Source organism: Glaesserella sp., assembly GCF_041814905.1.
In the GTDB taxonomy this organism is placed as follows: Bacteria; Pseudomonadota; Gammaproteobacteria; order Enterobacterales; family Pasteurellaceae; genus Glaesserella.
In genome coordinates this window covers 1-23,503 of record NZ_JBGXYA010000067.1, presented here as the reverse complement: position 1 = coordinate 23,503, position 23,503 = coordinate 1, and the positions used below count along the sequence as shown (strand labels likewise).

The following is a 23,503-nucleotide window of genomic DNA, read 5'->3' as shown; positions in this document are numbered from 1 at the left end:
CCTGCACCGTTTGCCCCCATAATGCCGATAAGTTTGCCTTGTGGGATATGGCAACTGATGTTAGATAAACCAAATGCAAGGCTGACATTTTCCAGTTTAATCATTTGCCATTCTCCGTTGCTGTGTTAATAAAATCCAAATCAAAAACGGCGCGCCGATAATTGCGGTAAGCGTTCCCACATAAATATGGGAAAAGAACGGCAAATATAAAATACAGAGATCGGCAATCAGTAAAATTAATGCCCCAATTAAACCGCTTGTAAGATAAAGCTGTGATGGGCGTTTTTTCAGGATAATGCGAGCCAAATGCGGTGCGATTAAGCCGATAAAACCGATGGTTCCTGTTTGGGGAATGGTTGCCCCTACTAATAAGGCAACACCCAAAGTGGTAATGAAAAAGCTACGTTTGGGGTCAATGCCCATTGTGCTTGCGGTTTCTTCACCAAAGGTGAGCAAATCTAGGTAACGGCGTTGTTGATAAAGACAGAGCAATCCCAACAGGATAATCGGTAATGAAATCAATAAGGTATCTAATTTCGCCCACACCAACGAACCTTGTAGCCAGCGGTAAAGTTCCGCCAACGCCCAAGGGCTTTCGGCATTCGACAGCAATAACGCAATCGCTGAACCCAGTAGCATATTGACCGCCAAACCGCTTAAAATCATCATTGTTGTACCGTGATTTTTGGCAATCAAATAGACCAATAAAAAGCTCAACAACGCCCCCAGCACACCGCCAATCAGCAATAGGGTAAACGGCACAGAAAAATAGTACAGAATAAAAACACTGGCGGTCGTTGCCCCATTTGCACTCCCTAACAAACCCGGACTTGCCAGCGGATTTTGGAAAATGCCCTGCATGGCATTGCCTGCCACTGCCAAACTTGCTCCTGTTAGCACGGCAAGTAAAATCCGTGGCAGACGAATATCCCACAACACCAGCGGGCGCATATCCGTCACAATTCCTTCGGCATTTTTCAACGCTGAAAAATCGTTAAGGTCGTACCAACTTGCTAGGCTGATAATAGCTAGAAGCAAGAGCAAAAGTGCGGTGTTAAGTCGGGTTGTTTTGTTCATTGTTTCGTTTAATTATTTTAATCGTTCTTTAGCCACTTCTTCAATAAGCTGAGAAAAAGAGATCGCATTTTTCGGGGTAATTACGGGCTGACCCGTTTTGCTTTCAATCGCTTTTCGCGTATCGCCGGCAATACTTCCGCCTTCTTGAGCAATCTTTTTATTTTCTTCTAATCCTTGTGGGTTGGCAATCTGTGTCAGCTCGGTTGTGGTGGCTTCCGCCAACATATTTAGCACTAATTCAAGGGTGGACATATTGTCGCGTAAATTTTCTTTCTTCAATCCTTTGAAATCCTTATATTCTCTGGTTGTCATTCCGCTCCACGCTTTCGAGATTTCATTGGTCAAAATCGCAAATTCTCGCCCTTCTTTCACGCCGTGATCCAGCCAAGTATCCGTTAGCTCTTTTCTCACTTGAATAGCTTGTAATCGCTGGTTGATCCATTCTCTTGAATAACCTTTTTTCAAATAGGTTTCTAAGGCACGATCAATCGTTAATTCAGGGTCGATAATTTCATCAATTCGTTCTTTGCCAACCTGTGCCAACCATAATTTAAATGGCTCGGCTTTTGGGCTTGGGATAGACTGAATAATACGGAAAATGCCTTGTATATCAGTCGCATCGGTCTTATACATTTTCCCATCGGAAGACTTAAATTTCAGTTGTACGATTTTTTCGTACAACTCATTTGCACCTTCTTCTACTTGTAATTTACGTTTTAGATCGCTCCAATAACGTCTTGGATTGGCACTTTCGGTTAATACCGCAACCACATCAACAACACTAAAATACCACTCTTCTTGCTCGCTATCCCATATGGAACGAATTTGATTTCCTTCAAATAATTTAATTGCATTGCTCATCACGGATTTCCCACACAACTGTATAAAAACACAGAAATCATACACAAATTTATATACAGTGCAATACTGTATAAATAGAAAATTCCCGTTTTTCGACAAGCTTCACAAACTATTTTAACTGTTGATAAATCCTTTCTGCTCCCAGCCAAATACCGTGATCAAAACAATAAGTATATTTCAACGGGATGGTTGCAAGCGGTCGGTTTTGGAAATAATTTTGCAAAAGTGGATGCGAAAGTAGTTCTGATTGTTCGTTATAGCCTTGTTTATCGGTTAAGGTAATCAAGATATTCGGTTGGCTGAGCAACACTTTTTCGAGCGAGAAATTTTGTGGCGTTAAGGCGTTTTTTAACGGCGTTAAAGCTAATAACTGCAATAAGGTTTGATAATTAGCTTGCCGTGTATCGACCACACCGGTATCCGATACAATCAAGGTCGCTGCAAGCGGTCGGTTTAGCATAACATTTTGCGATTTTAATTTAGCGATAAGTTGTTCTGCTTTAGCTTGATTATCGGTTAATTTCCCCAGCTGCAAAATCAATTCAAAAAGCTGTTCGGGGGTTTGCGGACTGTCATTTATCGGCAGAATTTTCACGTCGAGCTGTTTTAGCTCTGCGACCAATTGCGGATAAAACCGCTCGTTAATCAGCATGGTTTTATCCAGATACGGCAACAGTCGGTCTAATTGCGGTTCAAGTGTCGGTTTGTCGTGATTGAGTTTATCCAACATCATCAACGGATTTTGAGAATAAGGCGACATCGCCGCAATTTGTTCAGGGCGAGCGATTTCGGCCAGCAGGCGGTCGCTACAAAGGGTGAGCGAAACAAACTGCTCTTGTGCAAGAGCCGTTGTAAACGGCAAGAAAAGTGCGGTTAAAAATGTAAGCGTTTTTTTCATAAAATGTAGGGGCTAATCATATTAGCCCCATTTCCCTAAACCGTTTTGGGGCAAATATAATTTGCCTCTACGGTTATTAGAAGCTACCTTTTAAGCCAACATAAACGTTACGACCGTCTTGTCCGTAGCCGATAATATTTTCATATTTCTTATCAAATAAGTTATTTAAGTTAGCATAAATATTCACATTTTTTGTGATTTGATAGTTTGTCCCTAAATTCACTAACGTATAAGATGACATTTTTACAGTATGTGATACATAATTTGCATCCCAATAATTATCTGTGCGTTTTCCTACATAAGAAACACTTACACTTGATCCCAATTTATCAGTGATCTGATAAGCGAGACTGGCATTTGCACTATGTTTAGGGCGACGTACTAACTCTTTACCTTTGCTATCTCTCGTATTGGTGTAGGTATAATTTGCATAACCAGTTAAATTATCAGTAAATTTTCCCGTATAGGCTAACTCTACACCTTTCACTTTAGTTGTGCCATCTAAGTTAATTGATTGACAATAGCACTTTTCATCCATTGCAATAAAGTTATTCACATTACGAGCAAAATAAGTGACATCTAAACTATGTGCTTTGTCAGCTGTTTCAATTAATACACCAAGATCTCCACCTAAGCTTTTTTCTGGTTTTAAATTTGGATTGCCAACATAATAACTTGGATTCCAACCAAAATAATCCGTAACAGTCGGATTCTTAATTGCTGAACCAAAACTTGCGTGAGTTTTGAAATTAGGTGATAAACGGTAAGCCCCTGAAATACGTCCCGTCCACACATTTGGATAAAGTTTATTATCCGTAAAACGTCCACTTAAAGATAGGCTATGATCGTCTTCCGTAAATAAGCGATATTCTGTTGCAAGGCTTTTTTCAGATAATCTTTTTTCTCCATTTTCAAAATTATTTGAGATAAAAGATGTTCTTTGATAATCAGCAAGAAGACTGAGTGCTTGGGTTAAACTTCCTTCACGGTCAAAATTAATATCTAGCTGATAGTTCGCATTAAGTTTTTTCCAATCTTTTGTACCGGCATATAAGCCAAATACATCTGTATCGTGTTTTAAATGGCTAACGCTCGCTTTATGTTTGAATAAATCTTGATCACTGCCCCAATATCCGCCTAATTTGAATACTGTTTCACGATCACGCATTGCATAGTACGCTAAATTCTCATAGGAAGTATAAACTTGCCCAACATTCCCACTCTTTAAGTCATCGTTTTGAAAAGATTGAGAATAATGTGATGCCAATAATTCCACACCTTTTTTGCTATCATCATAGCCTAAACGTAATGAAGCATTATCGCGGTGAAAACCATCTTTTTCTGTTGCGCCACCTGTAACAATACGGCTACCATCATTTGCGGTATAACGGAAAGTATCTTTACTTGCCACAGAAATACCACGGGTACGATGGCTGTCACCGTGTAAAGCATAGTAGAAGCCGTTGTCATAGCCTGAAACAGTAGCAGAAGCATCACGAGTATTATGAGAACCTAAGCCAAAATCGAAATCGACATTAAATGGTTTGTCTTTGTAAAGCCCACTCTTGGTTGTAATGTAAACCACACCACCTACCGCTTCACTTCCCCAAAGTGCAGATTGCTCCCCCCTTAATACTTCGATTCGTTCAATGTTGCTTAAGCTTAATCCACCAAAACTAAAGTTAGTATCAATTGGGTTTACCTTAACGCCATCAATGATAATAGCCGTATGGTTTGAGTTTGCTCCACGCAAAAATAAACTTGTTACTGCTCCACGTCCGCCATTTGAACCAATCGCCACACTCGGCACGGTTTTCAACACATCACTGACATAAGTCGCATTACGCTCTGTAAAATCTTTCTCTGTCAAAACGGTGACGGAAGAGGCGGTTTTGTCTTGGTTAACGGGAGCGGCATAAGCGGAATAGACATTGAGAGGTGGTAACTCCGTTGCTTGCTCAGTTTGAGCTATCGCGAAGGACGGTAATGTGAGGACAAGTGTAGTAACCAAATTTCTTTTCATTTTGCTTCCTTAGGGTTAAATGTTTAGATTACATCCGCGTTATGATTAATTATTATACGAAATAATTATCCCCACATCAGCGGGGATAATTGACTGCATACCAGCTACGACAAATCGCAATTATACGACTAACAAATTCGCCTTTGCCTCTGCAATCGCTTCTGCAACGCGCTCTAAGTTTACCCCACCCTTGGCACAACGTTTTGCAAGACACGACTCAAGAGAGAGAATCGGATAAACATCATCAGCGATTGAGCTATGAAACTGTTTAAATTGCGCTAAATTTAATTCTTCTAACGCTTTACCTTGGCTAATCGCATAAACCACCGCTTCGCCGACAATATGGTGAGCTTCACGGAACGGAATGCCTTTTGCCACTAAATAGTCGGCAAGTTCGGTCGCATTGGCATAGCCTTGTTGTGCCGCTTCTTTGGTACGTTCAGTATCGACTTTGATGTCTTCAAGCACTAACGCCGAAATATTTACGCACGCCTGCCAGGTTTCAATCGCATCAAAAATCCCTTCTTTGTCTTCTTGCATATCCTTATTATAAGCTAGCGGTAAGCCTTTTAAGGTCGCCAATAAACCGCTTAATGCACCGAATACACGCCCTGTTTTACCACGTACCAGTTCACACGCATCAGGGTTTTTCTTTTGCGGCATTAGTGATGAACCTGACGTTACGCGGTCAGAGAGTTCCACAAAGTGCGATTCACCACTGTTAAAAATAATCAAATCTTCCGCAAAGCGAGAAAGGTGCATCATACTGATTGACGCTGCTGCGAGGAGCTCTAAAACATGATCTCGATCCGACACACTGTCTAAGCTGTTGCGGGTTGCACTTTCAAACCCTAGATTTTGTGCCAATAAATCACGATCAATACCATAAGCGGTTCCCGCTAATGCTCCCGAACCCAACGGACAAGTGTTCATCCGTTTATACGCATCGGTTAAACGTGAATAATCACGTTCCAACATCTCATAATACGCCATACACCAGTGGGCAAAGGTAATCGGTTGCGCCCGTTGTAAATGGGTATAACCCGGCATCACTGAAAGCTGATTGGCTTCTGCGGTTTCAACTAATTTTTCTTGTAAGGCACGAATAGATTCTTGCAATGAAAGTACTTGTGCTTTACACCACAATTTCATATCCACCGCGACTTGGTCATTACGACTACGCCCAGTGTGCAGTTTTTTACCGAGATCGCCGACTTTTTTAATCAGCTGCAACTCAACCCAGCTGTGAATATCTTCCGCATCTTCTTGCAATACAATCGCTAAGTTTGGCGCCACTTCCGCACGCAAGGTTTTTAATGCATTAATCAGCTGTTCCAGTTCTGTTGTGCTGATAATACCGACCGAATGAATCGCTTTTGCCCAGCCGATTGAACCGTCAATATCCTGCAATGCCAAACGGTAGTCAAAGCGTAGTGAGTCATTAAAATATTTAAACTGTTGATCCGCCGCTTGTGAGAAGCGACCGCCCCAAAGTGCCATAATTTATCCTTTGTTTTTTGCAAATAAAAAGCGGAATCTGACCGCTTGTAATCAGCCTCATTATTGCATAATTATGCAATTTTTCTCAATATTTATTTAATACTTATCATGAAACCGGTTTCCCCGAGAGAAATTGCCTTCTCCGCCCTTACGGTGAGATTATCCGCCCGATTGGCTCGAATCACCACATTATCTTCCGTTCGAATACCACCGTAACGTTTAAATTCATCGATTTTCTGCCAGTTAAAGAAACGGCTTAGCGGATGTGAACGCCAAGGTTTCAACAACATTTCGATAAAATAAAAGCCCGGTTCAATGGTCAGAAGCATACCTTCGCTTAAATCACGGGTACAACGCAGACTCGGATAAACTTCCGGCGGTGCTTTACGCGTGCCTCGAGTATTTTGTTGAAAACCTGCGACATCATGAACCTGTAAACCGAGCAAATGCCCTAAACCGTGCGGAAAAAAAGCACGGCTAATGCCTTCTTCAAAAATCTGCGCCTCCGGTAATTTTACAAAATCAAAAACATTGAGCATCTGAGAAATCCATTGGTGCATTTTAGTATGATAGTACAGGTAATTAAAACCGACCTGCATTTCATCAATGATATCCAATTTGAATTTTTCCATTTGCGCGACAAGTCGGGCAAATTCACTGTGCGGCTCAACCGCATAAGAACGGGTTAAATCGGAAGCATAGCCCAAATAAGTGCTGCCGGCATCCAATAAAAAACTGTAACGAAACGGCGGCACTTCCGTGGCTAACTTGGTGTAATGCAACACCGCGCTGTTTTGATTAACCGCAACAATATTACCGTAAGGCACATTATTGTCTGACTGCTGAGTTGCCTGCAAATAAGCAAGATTAATCTCAAACTCACTTTTGCCAGCAAAGAATGCGTCTTTTGCGGCATAATGCCCGATTAATGCACTGAATTGCGCACGATAGATGCATTCAATTTCAAATTCTGTTTTGATCGAACGCTCAAAATGCAGTACATTTAGCACCTTTTGCGGATTAATCTGCTCAAATCCCAAAGACTTCGCCAATTCGTGTTGTTCACCGATAAAAGCGCAATATTGCGGATTGCCGAGATACTGTTTGATTTGATGACTGTCGTTCAATATCTGCCAATCGAATTGATCAGCAAAAAAAGCGTCCGTCGGCGGATTCGGCGCACAATGCCAGTAATCTTGCGGTGCATAAAAATAGAGTTTCGGCTTGTTTTTGCCGTCTAAAAACAGCCAGCTCTGCTCCGCCGTGGGATCAGGAAAAACATAGTTAAAATGCGGATTGATTTTAAAGGGCGATGTTTGGTCGTCTAAAAAACGGTAATTCGCCTGCCCGGCATAAATCCATAGCCCGTCAAGGCGGGCAAGCGCTAAGGCGTGTTGTACGATTTGCTGAATACGTGCGATATGCTGAACGAAAAGGTGTTGCATAGAGATTCCCAAATTTTTATTGAATGTAAGCAGCTTACTGAACAAACTCCCTCTTTGGCAAAGAGGGGAATTGGAGCGATGGATAAATTAACCTATACAAAATGACTATGACCGAACTAACCATTAACCAAACTTTAGATACCCTCGGGCTACGTTGTCCCGAACCTGTGATGCTGACCCGCAAAACCATTCGCAATATGGCAGACGGCGAAGTCTTGCTGATTATTGCCGATGACCCGGCAACCACTCGCGATATTCCGAGTTTTTGTCAATTTATGGATCATCAACTGCTTAAAAGCCAAACAGAAACCAAGCCGTATCAATATTGGGTGAAAAAAGGGTTGTCATGACAAGCGGTCGAAATCTGCAAATTTTTTGCAAATTCTGACCGCTTGTAAAGCGCGTTTAACGTCTGTCGTCCTCGTAATCGTCCTCTTCATCATCGAAGAATTCACCGTCGTCGCCGTATTCGTCATCGTCGGCGTTCGGATCTTCAAAGTATGTTCCCCAACCTTCATATATGGCTCCCGCTTTTTCAATCAGCGGCAGTAACTCTTTTTGCTGTGCGGCGATCAACGCGGCATCCAATTTAATTTCACTCACGATATCGCATACAAACATGATTTTACCGTCCTCTTCTTCAATCTCTTCGGCTTCCGAAATTTCATAGCCGAGTTTGTAAGCGTCAACCACTAATTTTTCAAGCTTGTCGAAATCGTGGTGAGCGATGTGGTGCTCGATAATATAAAGCGCGTCCGGGTCACTCCCGTCTCGTAGCAGAGAATCGATAATCTCGCTCGTTTCTTGATTTAGTTCAGTGATATTGTACATAGCTGTTTCCTTTTACTAATATAAAGTCTCTCGAACCGCTGCCCGCCTACTAACAAAACAAACTAAGCCATAAAATCGGGCTACAAGCGGTTGTTTTCATCCGTTTTTTTGCAAAATCAGTGTAAATTCACCAACTCCGCTGCTTTCGATTTCGAACCTTTGAAATCCACTTTTCCGCTGGCAAGGGTTGGAATTTCATCAACCAAGAATACCGCAGACGGCAACATAAGCGGGGCGATATCGGCATTTTTAATTTTGTCATTGATTTCATCTAACGACAGCTCGCTTTTCACCAATAACACCACGGCTTCGCCTTTTTTATCATCCGGCACGTTAGTGGCGACAAAGGCAGCATCGTCGCTCAATACCGGAGCGAGTAAGGCCTCCACACTGCCAAGGCTAATCATTTCGCCACCGATTTTCGCAAAGCGTGAGTAACGATCGACAATCGTCACAAATCCTTGCTCATCAATATGTCCTTTATCGCCGGTTTTGTAATAGCGAATACCGTCAATTTCGGCAATCACTTCCGCCGTTTTTTCCGGCTCGTTGAGATAGCCTTTCATTACCTGACCGCCGCCAATCACAATCAAGCCGTCTTCGCCGACAGCCAGTTCTTCAAGCGTATTCGGATCAACAATCTTAATGATTGTCCCCGGCAACGGCATACCGACGGAACCGACCTTATTAAAAGTTAGCTCTTTTAAACTATCCCGTTCAAGAATATTCGGCATATTCACCGCTGCCACCGGTGCAGTCTCCGTAGTGCCGTAGCCTTCATAAATATCCAATCCGAACTTAATGCGAAACGCTTCTTTGACATCCGCTTTTAATTTTTCCGCACCGGCAACCACCATACGTACGTTTTGGAACATCAGCGGGTGTAGTTTTTTATTTTTGGTGTATAACCTAAAGAACGTAGAAGTACCGAAAAGAATACTTGCGTTGTAACGTGCCGCCATTTTACCGACTAAAGCACCATCGGTCGGATCCGGCACGCTGACCATTTTTACGCCGACACAAAGCGGTAATAACGTCGTCACTGTTAAACCGAACGAGTGGAAAATCGGCAGAGAGTTAAGAATAACATCGTCCTTTCTGAAGTTAAGTAATTCACTGATCTGCTTAATGTTGGTCAGCAAGTTTTTATGGGTGAGTTCAATACCTTTCGGCTCTCCCTCGCTACCGCTACTGAAGAGAATCGTTGCGGTATCATCCAATTTCACATCGCTGAAATGCATTAATTTTATCCACCAAGCCGGTGCCAATAATGCGGTTAGGAAGGCTCGGGTTCTGGCTTTTTTAGTCACTGTCTGACTTAATTGCTCTACCATAACCGTTTTATCCGCCAATAATGACGAATAATCAAAACCTTTGTCGCTTAGTTTATCCAAGAACTTTTCCGAAGTAATGACTTTGGTAATACCCGCTTTATTTAACGCTGCCGCCATACTTTGCTCGCTCAACGTATAATTGAGGTTCACCGGAACTTTACCGCTGACAAACAAAGCCATATTAACGATCGCACCAATAGAAGAACTTGGCAGCAATACACCGATATGTTTGCTATCACCAAACTGTTTACGGATCAATTTGCTGAACACCAATACTGCGGTAATAAATTTGGCATTGTTAAGGTTCATCCCCATACTATCAACCGAACAGGTTTTAAATAAATTGGATTTCGCCATATCCAGCCATTCGTGGGTAAGCGGTTCTTGACGCGCAATAAATTTTTCCCAAGAAGAGAATGACAATTCAACGACCTTCTGTTTCATTGCCGAACGGTCAATAAACTCATGAATCGGCTTGCCGAACGCCACCAAAATATCGCGTTTACCGCGAGTTTTGGTTAACGCTTTATAATGACCGTCCGCTCTGGAAAAACTGGAACCCCAAAGCCCGCGTAAATAAAACGGCACAATACAGATATTCTCCCAATCTTGAACGGCTAATTCAAAACCACGCTGAAATTCATTGATTTGTCCGTTATAGCTGATGTGTCCTTCGGGAAACAAAGCGACCACTTCACCATTAGCAAGTAACTGCCTGACTTGCTCAATCGACTCTTTGCTGGAACCTGCGCCAATCGGGATCACTTTAAACCATTTGAGAAACCATTTCAGATACCATTTGTTGTAAATACCGCGATACATCACAAATTTTACCGCCCGTGGGCTTGCTGCTTGTAGCACCATCCAGTCAATCCAACTGATATGGTTACCTAATAATAAAACACCGCCGCTTTGCGGTAAGTTTTTCAAGCCTTCCACATTAAAACGGTAGCCGGTTTTTAAAATCGGCAACAACAATAAACGGGTAAACAGGTGCGGTAGTTGAATCACCGCATAGAAAGAGCCGATTAAACAGATAAACGCAGCAAATAATAATAAACCGGTAGTAGAGATATTGGCTGATACAAAAGCGATACTTAACAGCAAGAAAACAACCATCGACACGTTCTGCACAAAGTTATTACCCGCCATAATTTTGCCGCTCGATTTTTCCGGCGCAAAAAATTGAATCGTGGCATTCAACGGCACAATAAACATTCCGCCGAATACGCCGAATAAAAAAGAACAGAAGGTCATCACCGCGACACTGGATGAAGAAGCCAAAAAGAAAATCGCCAAGAAAATCCCTAATGCCCCAACCGGTATGATACCGTGCTCGATATGATGTTTAGACATCGAACCGGCAATCGTTGAACCGACAATCAAACCGATACCGCTCACCGCTAAAATCGCTTGAATCACAATCGCATTATCGCTGTCAAAAATCGCTTTATAGTGTGCTGGAAAAGCCGCCACAATCACCTGCGACACTCCCCAGAAAATACTTAAACCGATGATGCTGAGCCAAATATTTTTATCACGGCGCAACAAACGCATATTCTGTTTTAAATAACCTAATGAGAGATATTTTTTCATCTCAAAGGTTTCATGGCGACGAGGTTCGTCAGCTTTAAAAAACGGAATTCGAAAGGCGAATATAGCTTCAATCACGCTGAACGCAACCAGTGAAATTCCGATGATAGACATACTGGATAAGATTGCGGACGGGTTATCGCCTTCAACATAAAAAGTTTCAAATAGGAATGAGAAGGCAAAAGAGCTGAATAAAATTGCCACAATGGTTAACGCCTGAATGACGCCATTGGCCCGACCTAAATTATCAGTACCGACAATCTGTTTGATAATACTGTATTTGGCAGGAGAATAAATTGCACTTTGGGTCGCGAGAATAAGCGTCAGAATAAAAGCAACTTCAAACGCACCGCCAAGATAGCTCAGCAAAATCGCTGCGGTAATAAAAATAGCTGCCACCGCCGAAACGCGGATCACTTTGGTTTGGGAATATTTGTCGTTGATAAAACCGGAAGGTGAAAAGAGGAAGATAAACGGTAGTAAGATCATCGCATTGATTAATGCTGTCAGAACTACTAGGGTATTGCCCTCAAAACTCTTTAATAAAACGTTTTGAATGGTAATTTTATGTGCCAAATCGACACTGGCATTTAAAAATGCAATCGCAAGGTAAGGAACGAATCCTCTGATTTTCAGTAAGCTCATTTTGTCTCCGAATTAATAACGCAACAAATTTGCAAATTTCAGGCGCAAACCGACCGCTTGTACCTACTTGTTATTCCGCAAAAACTTCTGCAAACCAGCCGTCGAGTTTAGTGGCAAGTTTATCGATACCTATCTTATTGGTTGCCGAATAAGCTTCTACCTGTACATCGCCTTGAAACGGCAGAATTGCCTCACGTACCATTTTAACGGTTTTGCTTCTGGCACTTTGGCTGAGTTTATCCGCTTTAGTTAACAATAATAACACCGGTAGATCAGCAGAAACGGCCCATTCAACCATTTGTTGGTCAAGATCTTTCAGCGGATGACGAATGTCCATCAGAATCACCACACCGCGCAAACATTCGCGCTTCTGCAAATATTCGCCCAATGAACGTTGCCACTGCAATTTCATCTGCTCCGGCACCGCTGCATAACCATAGCCGGGTAAATCAACCAATTTACAGTTCGGTTCAACTTCAAATAAATTAATCAACTGCGTTCGTCCCGGCGTTTTCGAGGTTCGAGCCAAATTTTTTTGATTCGTCAGTGCATTTAATGCTGTCGATTTACCCGCGTTAGAGCGCCCGGCAAACGCAATTTCCACGCCATTGTCTTCGGGTAAATGGCGAATATCAGGAGCGGATGTTAAAAAACGGGTTTTATGATAGTTAAGTTTTATTTCGGTCATTTCAGTCTTAAAAAATAATGCTGGCGCAAGCATGGACGTTTGCACCATCTGTGAATCCAAATTATTTAAATCGAATGCTCAATCCGCTTTTTCCATACTCATTCGCATCGGGGTTACCGACAAATCCTCCCCATTCCATGAGTAACATAGTACCGATAAAAATCGGCATCATTCGACCGAGCAACCACACCATCGTACCTTCAGCATAGTGTGAAGCGGCATAACATAAGATCGGTACCAATACCATCAATAACGCTTTGGCGGAACGGTTACGATCATGTAAACGTTTTACAATCACCGCCGACAGACTATAACCCGAAATGATCAACGGAATCACGCTTAACCACGTGAAAGCGGTCGGATTCAGGATAAAATTGGCAAAAATCGCAAGAAACACAAAATTAATCCCCGCGCCAATCCAAAAACCTTGGCGGTTAAGCCTGCCTTGGAAAGAAAAAAGCCCTTGATACCAATGCATTATTTCAACGCCTTCTCAATTTTTTCAAACAGATCACGCGCAAGGTGATCTAATCCTTTCAAACGTTCTAATCCGCGACGCATTAACGTTTGGCGCTGAGTATCATAACGGGAAAGTTTAATTAACGGTTCGATTAAGCGTGAAGCAACCTGCGGATTGCTGTCATTCAATTGAGTTAACATATCGACTAAGAAACGGTAACCTGAACCATCAATTGCATGGAATGCTTTCGGATTATGGTTCGCAAATGAGCCAATCAAAGCACGTAAACGATTTGGATTTTTCATATTGAAACTACGATGTTCAAGCAAGCTTTGTACGATCTCTAATACGTTATCGTCCGGTCTGGTCGCTTGTAGCATAAACCATTTATCCATCACCAAACCGTCTTGGTGCCACTTCTCTTCAAAATCTGCCAACAATTGATCACGGCAAGCTAATTGCGCTTTGGTTGCCGAGGAAAGTGCCGCTAAAGTGTCGGTCATATTATCCGCTTTGTGATAATGTTTATAGACTAAGCTATTCCCCAAATCGGTAAAAGCGAGATAAGACAGGCAAGTATTACGCAGTGCGCGTTTTGCCATATCTTCTGCCACCACACGATATTCCGGTGCTTTGTACTGGTTATAGATGACGAATAAACGCTCTTTTAGCGCCTCAGCTATTTGACGTTGCATAAAATCACGCACTACCGCGATACCGGATGGGTCAATCACCTTAAATAATTCGGCAAATTCGGTTTCTTTCGGCAAAGTTAGCGTTAATGCCGCCAGTTCCGGATCTTGGTTGGCACAATCCAATACGATAGTTAACGCTTCCAACAAGGATGCTGAGAATCTCATCTCCTCGCCTTGCTGATAACGCGCCAAATTTTCTCTTAATTCGTGATTGAATAACATTTGTGCCGCATCCCAACGGACAAAATCATTACCGGCGTATTTTAATAAGGTCAATAATTGTTCATTACTGTAGTTGTAATCTAAACGTACCGGCGCAGAAAAATCACATAGCAGGGCCGGCACCGGGCGCTGTAGTACATTATGAAACTCAAAGGTCTGATGCTCGTGAATGACGTCCAAAACATCGCTGACCGTCAATAATTCGTGTTGCAAATTGATACGTTGACCGTTCTCGCCGTATAACGCCACTTTGAGTGGAATATGCAAGTTTACTTTTTCTACTTGGTCGGCAGTTGGTGCGGTCATTTGCGATACGTGTAAACGGTAAGTGTGACGTTTTTCATCGTATTCATCGGAAATGGTTAACTCCGGTGTGCCAGATTGGCTATACCAACGGCGGAATTGAGTTAAATCAATACCAGAAGCCCGCTCCATTGCTGAAACAAAATCTTCGCACGTTGCAGCTTTACCGTCATTTTCAGCAACATAAAGTTTCATACCTTTTTGGAATTTTTCTTCACCAAGTAATGTGTGCATCATTCGAATCACTTCCGCCCCTTTTTCATAAACGGTTACGGTGTAGAAGTTATTCATTTCAATCACTTTTTCAGGGCGAATCGGGTGTGCCATCGGGCTGGCATCTTCGGCAAATTGTACGGAGCGCAATAAGCGGACATCTTCAATCCGTTTTACCGAACGAGACCATAAGTCGGAGGTAAATTCTTGATCGCGGAAAACCGTTAAGCCTTCTTTCAAACTTAGCTGGAACCAATCCCGACACGTGATGCGGTTACCCGTCCAGTTGTGAAAATATTCATGGGCAATTACCGCTTCGATGTTTAAGTAATCTTCATCGGTCGCCGTCTGAGGGTTAGCAAGTACGAATTTCGAGTTAAAGATATTTAATCCTTTATTCTCCATCGCCCCCATATTAAAGAAATCGACCGCCACGATCATATAAATGTCCAGATCGTACTCCAGCCCGAAGCGCTCTTCATCCCATTTCATTGAACGTTTTAAACTTTCCATCGCCCAAGGAGCGCGATCTAAATTACCTCGGTCAACATAAATTTCCAACGCAACTTCGCGCCCGCTCATTGTGGTGAAACTGTCTTGCAGTAAATCAAAATCACCGGCAACCACCGCAAATAAATAACTCGGTTTGAAAAACGGATCTTCCCATTCAACCCAATGGCGACCGTCTTCCAAATCACCTTGTGCGACACGATTACCGTTAGAAAGCAAATACGGATAGCGACTCTTACAAGCAGTCAGTTTGGTGCGATATTTTGCAAGTACATCCGGTCTGTCAAGCATATACGTAATTTGACGGAATCCTTCCGCCTCGCATTGCGTACAAAGCCCATCACCTGATTGATACAGACCTTGTAAAGAAGTATTTTGCGAAGGATGTAATAAGGTTTGAATCGTCAATTCAAAGTGTTCCGCCGGAAAATCGGCTAAATTCAGTGTTAGCGACTCCTCATTTTTCTGATAATTTTCGAAAGTTTCGCCGTTTAATTTCAATGAAACAAAGGTAAAACTATGCCCTTCTAAAGTTAATTGAGTCGCCTCCGGGTTTTGGCGTTTTACTTTTAAGGTCGACGTCGTTAAGGTTTCTTCAGGATCAAGTTGGAAATCAAGATAAATATCGGTAATAGTAAAATCAGGCTGGCGATAATCTTTTCTGAATTTTGCTTTAGGTTGCATGGCATTTCCTTAGAAACTTGGAGTAGCGGCTTGAATAGCAGCTTAAAATAAAATCGTAAGGCGTAAGTATATTGTAGTTTGAGGGGAAAGTCACAAGCGCATTTGCAAAAAATTGTTGCTAATCGACCGCTTGTAAACCGTTTAAGCCCGTGCGCCAAAAATAGCAGTGCCGATACGTACCATTGTCGACCCGCATTCAATCGCACTTTGCATATCATCGCTCATACCCATTGAAAGCGTATCGATACCGTCAAATTCTGCCTGTAGCTGTTTGAACAGTGTTTCCATCCGACGCAGAGCGATTTTTTGCCGTGCCGGTTCGTTTTCCGGCTTGGGAATTGCCATCAACCCTCGCAATTTTAAGTGAGGCAAACGGCTGATTGCCCGTGCAAGCTCTTGCATTTGACTCGGCTCAATCCCCGATTTTGAGCGTTCATCACTGATATTAATTTGAATCAACACATTAAGCGGAGTAAGGTGAGCAGGTCTTTGCTCGCTTAAACGCTGAGCAATTTTCAGACGATCGATAGTTTGTACCCAGTCGAAATGCTCTGCCACTAAGCGGGTTTTGTTCGATTGCAGTAAACCGATAAAATGCCATTCCAACGCAGTACATCCGGCGAAATGTTGAATCTTTTCAACACCTTCCTGCACATAATTTTCACCGAATGCGGTTTGCCCCGCATCAATGGCCTGTTGAATATCGGAAATAGGTTTGGTTTTACTAACCGCAAGCAATTTTACCGACTGCGGAGGACGATTAGCGTCAATACTAACCTGTTGAATTGTTTGTAAAATCTCGGTTAAATTGTGAGAAATCGACATGATGGGCTCCAAAAAGCTATAATGCGCGAAATAATAAAACCCCCCATAATTAAAATCAAGGAACCTTTATGCACAGACTTTCTAAAATTAAATTAGTGATTACCGATATTGATGGCGTTCTTACTGACGGTAGTCTCTACTATGATGCAAACGGTGAAGCACTGAAATATTTTAATGTAAAAGACGGTTTAGGCATCAAAATGCTGCTTGCTTGTGGAATCCAAGTTGCCGTACTTTCCGGTGGCGATACGCCGATTTTACGCCGTAGAATCAAAAATTTAGGCATTCCGCTGTTTCAATTAGGCAAAATGTCAAAACGCCAAGCGTGCTTTGATTTAATGCAGCAGGCGGGAGTGACTGCGGAAGAAACCGCATTTTTAGGTGACGATACATTAGATTTACCTGCTTTTGAGGTATGTGGTTTAGCTGTAGCGGTAGGTGATGCGTTTGATTATATTAAAGATCAAGCCGATTTAATATTAAGCCGTGCCGGTGGACATTCCGCTTTTCGCGAACTATCCGATATGATATTGAAAGCCCAAGGCAAAGAAGCCGTTTACACTACTGCCGACGGTTTTATGAAAGTAGTCGAACAGATGGCACAATGATGTAAAAAGGGCTAATAATGTCTTATTAGCCCTTTGTTTTACAATAACATTTTTACAATTTTATCTAATTTTACCCGACCAAACTTCTTCAATAGTTTTTGTACTTTTTCCGGATAATCTTTCAGCATTTCCAAATCACTATAGTGAGTTAACGCATTAGTATGAATACGAATATTTGCTAACTCACGCTGTGCCGGTTCCAACAATTCAGCTTTAGGATCGGAAATCAGAACTGCATTTTCAGCGTCTAATCCCCAAGCTCGCGGATTTAGGTTATTACCGGTTAACAAAATATAGCGGTGGTCGATCCAAACACCTTTAAGGTGATAGCTGTTTTCCCCGTCTTTCCATAAACGAATCGTCAATTGTTTGTTTTGAATGTAATAATCAAAACGTTTGGCAAAAGCACGCAGATTCTTTTCATACAGATAAGGTAACGCCGATGCCATTGTAAATGGTTCATTCGGTGGTGTATAAAAATCGTTCGCGGTTTTATCACCGACAATAATTTCAATTTGTTTACCGTTATCCAGTAACCATGCAATGCGGTTACGTAATGATCGTGGGAAATTAAAATAAGGTGTACAAATCGTTAACTTTTCTTTTGTCTTATAGAATAACGCTTCAATCGTTTTGTTCAACTTATTTTTACGCCCAAGTCCAATCAATGGTGAGACCATTAACACCTCATCGCTCATTTTACGTCCGGCAAAATCATAATGCTGCTGACTTAATTGTTTACGGAACAATTTAATCACCGGACGAATATCGGAGGTCTTAGGTCGATTTTTTTGATCTAAACGCGTGACCGCCGGATCGGGTAAAATCTGTTGCTGAATAAAGCGAACGATTGAATCCGTTAAAACTTTATTTTCAATTTGATGATAACGGTCATAGCGATAACGATCCAATTGATGCAGATAAACATTATTAATACTTGCCCCACTGTAAAGCAAAGTATCATCAAAGACTAACCCTTTCAGATGTAATACACCAAAAATTTCACGATTATTAATCGGCACACCATAAAAAGCAATATCATTATCCGCAGGCAATCCACATTGCATTCTTACTGTCGCATACCAATCAGCATTAGAGCTCTGTGCCACTTCACCAATTCGTCCGCGCTGCGCACGATGCCAATCAACTAATATTTTTATATCTAATTCAGGGCGTGCAATTTTTGCCTGATAAAGTGCCGCTAAAATTTCCTGCCCCGCTTCATCTTTTTCAAAATAGAGAGCGGTGAAATAAATTCGCGATTTTGCTTGTGCAATAAGCTCCAAAATGCGGGTTTTAAACTCAGCGCTGGAATTTAAGAATTCTACTTTATTCGCTTGTTGAGGAATAAAAGTGAGTTTTTCTAAATGGTGTTTTGCACGGGTTTGTTTGTTCAGAATAAGCATTGTTAGTCCTCTGTTACTTTTCTTTGCTTACGCAAAGAAAAGCAACCAAAAGAAACACCCTCTACTTCACCGCTTATTTCGCTTAGTTTAAATTTGCTTAACGGAACATTTTAAATTCGCCAACTTCGTTGGCTCAGAGAAAAATGTTCCTACAAATTTAAACACGCTCAGGCGGTTCAGAAGGGAACCCAATCCGCCATAACAAGCGGTGAGTTTTAATCAATTTTTTGTAATGCTAAGATCGAGATGTTCGATCTCCCCTGCGTTTCGCCGAAGCGGTTGCGTCAATTTTTGAGGACAACTTTTCGTGTTTGAGCTTGCGAAGCAAGCGAGTTTGAAAAGTTCGTCCCAAAAATTAGCAACAAGCGTAGGAAGAAGAAACGCTCGGGGTCGCCTTTCTTTTGCCTACTTTTCTTTGGCGAAGCAAAGAAAAGTAGGAAATGTAGTTACGGAGAGAGTGCTTGTTTAAGCAAATGCTCTTTGCTCGCCATTACCTGCCACATTCTCCACACAACGCCCACAAATCTCAGCGTGTTCTGCATTCGCACCAATATCTGTCGCATAGTGCCAGCAACGTGGGCATTTTTCACCGTCAGCACGTTCTACTTTCACCGCAAGACCGGCTAATTCACCTTCAGCAACATCGGCTTCGGCAAGTGGTTTAACAACCGCTTGTGAAGTGATTAACACGAAACGTAGCTCGTTGCCTAACTGTTCTAACAACGGACGAATATCATCATTTGCATAAACGGTGACTTTCGCTTCAAGACCAGCACCGATTAACTTGTCGTTACGCGCTTGTTCTAACACACGGTTTACTTCTGAACGTACTTTTAATAGTCTTTGCCAGTAGCTATCATCTAATTTATCCGCTTCACTCAAGCTGAATAAACCTGTATAAAACTCTTCGGTAAAGACAAATTCAGAACGTCCTTCCACTTGCGGTAAGTAGCCCCAGATTTCATCGGCGGTGAAGGATAAAATCGGAGCCATCCAACGCACTAATGCTTCAGAAATATGCCACAACGCTGTTTGACAGCTACGGCGTGCAAGGCTGTCCGCTTTAGTGGTGTATTGACGGTCTTTGATAATATCTAAATAGAACGATCCCATTTCGATTGAACAGAAACGCATTAAACGCTGAACAACGGTGTGGAATTGATAGTTATCATAGGCTTCTTTAATGTCGTTTTGTGCATCTAACGCACAGCTTACCGCCCAACGATCTAAGGCGATCATCTCTTCAGGTTTAACGAGATCACGTTTTGGATCGAAGCCGTTTAAATTCGCTAATAGGAAACGTGCGGTATTACGGATACGACGATAAGTATCGCCTGCACTGTTTAAAATGTTGTGCGAAACGGCAATTTCACCGGTGTAGTCCGTAGAAGCAACCCATAAACGTAAAATATCTGCACCATTTTTGTTCCACACTTCACTTGGCACAATCACGTTACCGAGTGATTTTGACATTTTGCGACCTTTTTCATCGACGGTGAAACCGTGTGTAAGTACTTGATTATAAGGGGCTTTATTATCGGTTGCTGTAGAAAGCATTAATGATGACATAAACCAACCACGGTGTTGGTCTGAACCTTCAAGGTACATATCCGCAGAATTGCCGTTAAACTCTGGGCGTTGTTGTACCACAGACGCATAGGTCGATCCCGAGTCGAACCACACATCAAGGGTATCAGGCACTTTACGATAGATTTTCGCATCTTCTTCGCCTAAGACTTCTTTTGGATCTAAATCCCACCACGCTTGAATGCCTGCCTGCTCAACACGTTTTGCCACTTCTTCCAAAATTTCTAAGGTGCGTGGGTGTAGCTGTTCTGTTTCATTATGCACAAACATTGTCATCGGCACGCCCCAAGTACGCTGACGAGAGATACACCAGTCAGGGCGGTTCGCCACCATTGTATCAATACGTGCTTCACCCCAGCTTGGGATCCAACGTACACGTTTAATTTCGCCTAATGCCTGTTTGCGTAAACCTTGCGTTTCCATACCGATAAACCATTGCGGTGTCGCACGGAAAATAATCGGAGTTTTGTGACGCCAACAGTGCGGATAGCTGTGTTTGATACGCTCTAATTTGAGCAACGCCCCTGTTTCTTTTAGTTTTTCAAGGACTAAATCATTACTTTCAAACACGCCTTTGCCTGCAAAGAATGGCGTAGTTGAAACGAATTTACCATCGTTTGCCACTAAGCCAGCCATTTCTAATTTATATTTTTGACCTACAATATAGTCGTCTAAACCGTGATCTGGTGCGGTGTGAACTAAACCTGTACCGCCATCGGTGGTAACGTGATCGCCTAAAATAAACGGCACGTCATACTCATAGAATGGGTGATTGAAACGCATTAACTCTAAGTCACTACCTTTTGCTGAACCTAGCACTTCAACTAGCTCAACACCCGTTGCTTTTTGCACGGCTTCCACTAAGTCTGTTGCAAGAATAACACGCTCATCGCCAAACTGTACGAGCTGATATTCTAATTCCGCATTTAACGCAATCGCACGGTTTGAAGGTAATGTCCAAGGCGTTGTTGTCCAAATTACCGCAGAAATCTGACCGCTTCCTTTGCTCTGAGCATTAAATTTCGCTTCCACGGCAACAGGATCTACCGCAGAGAAACGCACATAGATTGACGGCGAGGCTTTATCTTCATATTCCACTTCTGCTTCAGCAAGGGAAGAGCCACAGTCTAAACACCAGTGAACCGGTTTTGAGCCTTTGTATAAGTGACCATTTGCAATCACTTTACCTAAAGCACGGATAATATGGGCTTCTGTATCAAAATTCATTGTCAGGTATGGATTATCCCAGTCACCCAACACGCCCATACGAATAAAGTCTGCTTTTTGCCCTTCAACTTGTTCCGCCGCATATTTACGACACGCTTGACGGAACTCTGCCGCTGAAATTTTTTCATTTGGTTTACCTACCACACCTTCTACTTTCAGCTCAATCGGCAAACCGTGACAGTCCCAACCCGGGATATACGGAGAGTCAAAACCCAACGCAGTTTTTGATTTAATAATAATATCTTTTAAAATTTTATTAACGGCGTGACCAAGGTGTAACGAACCATTTGCATAAGGAGGACCATCATGCAAAATAAAGGATTTTTTCCCTTTTGATGCTTGACGAATTTTTTGATACAAATTCTTATCGTACCAATTTTTTAACATCGCAGGTTCACGCTTAGCGAGATCCCCACGCATTGGAAAGCCTGTTTCAGGCAGATTTAATGTGTTTTTGTAATCAGTCATCTTATTGTTCCAATTAATAAAATTTAAAAATAAATCGGTGATTGCGTATTTGCAAAATTCTCTCTCAATCTGACCGCTTGTTATGGGCAAAAAAGCCTTTTACTTCAATCACATCACGTTCTATCTGTGATTTCAGTTCATCAAAACTTGCAAACTTAATTTCTGAACGAACTTTCTTTAAAAAACGTACTTCAATCGCTTGCCCATAAATAGATTTGTTAAAATCAAATAAATGCACTTCTAATAACGGTTTTGTTCCGTTTATCGTTGGTCGATTGCCAACATTAGCAATGCCGTTGAATACACCTTCAGCAGTTTCAACTTGCACAGCATAGACACCTTGGATTGGCGTCACTAAGCGGTTCAACATAATATTTGCTGTTGGAAATCCAATGGTTCTTCCTAATTTATTTCCATGCGCCACTCTGCCACGGATGGAGTAAGGTTTTCCCAACATTTTTTCAGCTTGACTTAAATCGTCCCGTTGTAAAGCTTGGCGAATTAATGAGCTACTAATTCGCTCTTCCCCTAAGCAATGGCTATGAGAATTTTCAACACTGAAACCAAACTGTTCTCCTGCTTTTTGCAAAATTTCGAAGTTTCCCGACCGCTTGTAACCAAACTGGAAATCATCGCCAACGCTTAAATATTTCACATTTAATTTATCCACCAATAAAGATTGAATAAATTCTGCAGGCGCTAACTCTGCAAACTTTTGATTAAAACGAATACAGAGTAAATAATCTATGCCGATTTGTTGTAATGCCGAAATTTTATCGCGCAACCGCATTAAACGTGCCGGTGCTGTAGAAGACGTTAACTTTTTAGCAAAAAATTCTCGTGGTTGCGGTTCAAAAACCATGACCACCGAAGGCACGCTTAATATCTTCGCTTGTTCAATTAAACGTTTCAAAATTTGTTGATGCCCTAAATGAACGCCGTCAAAATTTCCGATTGTTAATGCACATCCATTTCGGAAATCAGGCATATTCTTAAAATTATAAACTCCACGTATTAATTGCATTATTAAGTCGGCTTTAGTTTTTCAAACAAAAAATTGTTCCCGATTATACGGGGAACAGGGATAAATGGAAAGATAGATAAAAGAACTTATCATAAGAAACCGAATAAAATGAATACAAAAGGTGATGCAATGTCTCTTGCAAGCGGTCAGATTCGCCTTATAATTTGCAAAATATTCCCCCAAACCGACCGCTTGTCAGCCTCATTCTTCTCTTCTTTTCTTCTTCTGTTAATTACTTCCGCAAAATAAAAAAAACCGCAAGCTATCTCTAACTTGCGGTTTCTCTCGTATTAAAACCCTGATGGTGCCCTACTCTCACATGGGGAATCCCCACACTACCATCGGCGTTACTGCGTTTCACTTCTGAGTTCGGGAT

General features: G+C 42.0%; 17 protein-coding genes and 1 pseudogene. 2 read left to right on the top strand and 16 right to left on the bottom strand.

All coding sequences use genetic code 11. From position 1 onward, the window contains the following. The 7 genes and pseudogenes from ACEYJ7_RS09735 to pepQ form a co-directional block, all read right to left on the bottom strand. Positions 1–104 (bottom strand): annotated as a pseudogene (locus ACEYJ7_RS09735) (ABC transporter ATP-binding protein); the annotation flags it as partial. Continuing rightward, positions 97–1,077 (bottom strand): FecCD family ABC transporter permease, encoded by a 981-nt coding sequence (locus ACEYJ7_RS09730; RefSeq protein ID WP_373778907.1) that lies wholly within the window; start codon positions 1,075–1,077, stop codon positions 97–99. The gene ACEYJ7_RS09730 and the pseudogene ACEYJ7_RS09735, both read right to left, overlap by 8 nt. 12 nt (positions 1,078–1,089) lie before the next feature. Beyond that, positions 1,090–1,938, bottom strand: a complete 849-nt coding sequence (locus ACEYJ7_RS09725; protein ID WP_373778906.1) for a BRO family protein — start codon at positions 1,936–1,938, stop codon at positions 1,090–1,092. Positions 1,939–2,047: 109 nt separating this feature from the next. Beyond that, on the bottom strand, positions 2,048–2,836 hold the full coding sequence (locus ACEYJ7_RS09720; protein ID WP_373766408.1) for an ABC transporter substrate-binding protein: 789 nt from the start codon (positions 2,834–2,836) through the stop codon (positions 2,048–2,050). Between the two features lie 76 nt (positions 2,837–2,912). Then, positions 2,913–4,859: a TonB-dependent receptor plug domain-containing protein gene (locus ACEYJ7_RS09715; RefSeq protein ID WP_373778905.1), complete on the bottom strand. Its 1,947-nt coding sequence runs from the start codon at positions 4,857–4,859 to the stop codon at positions 2,913–2,915. A 120-nt stretch (positions 4,860–4,979) separates the two neighbouring features. Then, entirely contained in the window at positions 4,980–6,359 is a 1,380-nt protein-coding gene (gene argH, locus ACEYJ7_RS09710) for an argininosuccinate lyase (RefSeq protein ID WP_373778904.1), read from the bottom strand. Between the two features lie 92 nt (positions 6,360–6,451). Then, the gene (pepQ, locus tag ACEYJ7_RS09705) at positions 6,452–7,804 is read right to left on the bottom strand and encodes a Xaa-Pro dipeptidase (protein WP_373778903.1); all 1,353 of its coding nucleotides are present in this window, start codon (positions 7,802–7,804) and stop codon (positions 6,452–6,454) included. A 107-nt stretch (positions 7,805–7,911) separates the two neighbouring features. Between pepQ and tusA the strand changes: the two genes are divergently transcribed. Continuing rightward, complete coding sequence (gene tusA / locus ACEYJ7_RS09700; RefSeq protein ID WP_373778902.1) at positions 7,912–8,154, top strand: sulfurtransferase TusA; 243 nt, start codon at positions 7,912–7,914, stop codon at positions 8,152–8,154. Positions 8,155–8,209: 55 nt separating this feature from the next. Here the strand turns inward: tusA and rraB are convergent, their stop codons facing one another. The 6 genes from rraB to ACEYJ7_RS09670 form a co-directional block, all read right to left on the bottom strand. Next, entirely contained in the window at positions 8,210–8,635 is a 426-nt protein-coding gene (gene rraB / locus ACEYJ7_RS09695) for a ribonuclease E inhibitor RraB (RefSeq protein ID WP_373778901.1), read from the bottom strand. A gap of 116 nt (positions 8,636–8,751) precedes the next feature. After that, on the bottom strand, positions 8,752–12,207 hold the full coding sequence (locus ACEYJ7_RS09690; RefSeq protein WP_373778900.1) for an acyl-[ACP]--phospholipid O-acyltransferase: 3,456 nt from the start codon (positions 12,205–12,207) through the stop codon (positions 8,752–8,754). Positions 12,208–12,277: 70 nt separating this feature from the next. After that, positions 12,278–12,895 carry a ribosome biogenesis GTP-binding protein YihA/YsxC gene (gene yihA / locus ACEYJ7_RS09685; RefSeq protein ID WP_373778899.1) on the bottom strand — a complete coding sequence of 206 codons (618 nt, stop codon included), beginning with the start codon at positions 12,893–12,895 and terminating at the stop codon, positions 12,278–12,280. Between the two features lie 61 nt (positions 12,896–12,956). Further along, complete coding sequence (locus ACEYJ7_RS09680; protein ID WP_373778898.1) at positions 12,957–13,373, bottom strand: DUF805 domain-containing protein; 417 nt, start codon at positions 13,371–13,373, stop codon at positions 12,957–12,959. Continuing rightward, positions 13,373–15,982 carry an aminopeptidase N gene (gene pepN, locus ACEYJ7_RS09675; protein ID WP_373778897.1) on the bottom strand — a complete coding sequence of 870 codons (2,610 nt, stop codon included), beginning with the start codon at positions 15,980–15,982 and terminating at the stop codon, positions 13,373–13,375. Before pepN ends, ACEYJ7_RS09680 begins: the two co-directional genes overlap by 1 nt. Before the next feature lie 141 nt (positions 15,983–16,123). Next, complete coding sequence (locus ACEYJ7_RS09670) at positions 16,124–16,807, bottom strand: YggS family pyridoxal phosphate-dependent enzyme (RefSeq protein ID WP_373778896.1); 684 nt, start codon at positions 16,805–16,807, stop codon at positions 16,124–16,126. 68 nt (positions 16,808–16,875) lie between these two features. On the opposite strand from ACEYJ7_RS09670, the gene ACEYJ7_RS09665 reads away from it, so the two are divergent. After that, complete coding sequence (locus ACEYJ7_RS09665; protein WP_373778895.1) at positions 16,876–17,415, top strand: KdsC family phosphatase; 540 nt, start codon at positions 16,876–16,878, stop codon at positions 17,413–17,415. A 38-nt stretch (positions 17,416–17,453) separates the two neighbouring features. Here the strand turns inward: ACEYJ7_RS09665 and pssA are convergent, their stop codons facing one another. The 3 genes from pssA to ribF form a co-directional block, all read right to left on the bottom strand. Further along, positions 17,454–18,821: a CDP-diacylglycerol--serine O-phosphatidyltransferase gene (pssA, locus tag ACEYJ7_RS09660; protein ID WP_373778894.1), complete on the bottom strand. Its 1,368-nt coding sequence runs from the start codon at positions 18,819–18,821 to the stop codon at positions 17,454–17,456. Positions 18,822–19,286: 465 nt separating this feature from the next. Further along, complete coding sequence (gene ileS / locus ACEYJ7_RS09655; RefSeq protein ID WP_373778893.1) at positions 19,287–22,103, bottom strand: isoleucine--tRNA ligase; 2,817 nt, start codon at positions 22,101–22,103, stop codon at positions 19,287–19,289. Between the two features lie 64 nt (positions 22,104–22,167). Next, entirely contained in the window at positions 22,168–23,127 is a 960-nt protein-coding gene (ribF, locus tag ACEYJ7_RS09650; protein ID WP_373778892.1) for a bifunctional riboflavin kinase/FAD synthetase, read from the bottom strand. Positions 23,128–23,503 lie beyond the last annotated feature (376 nt).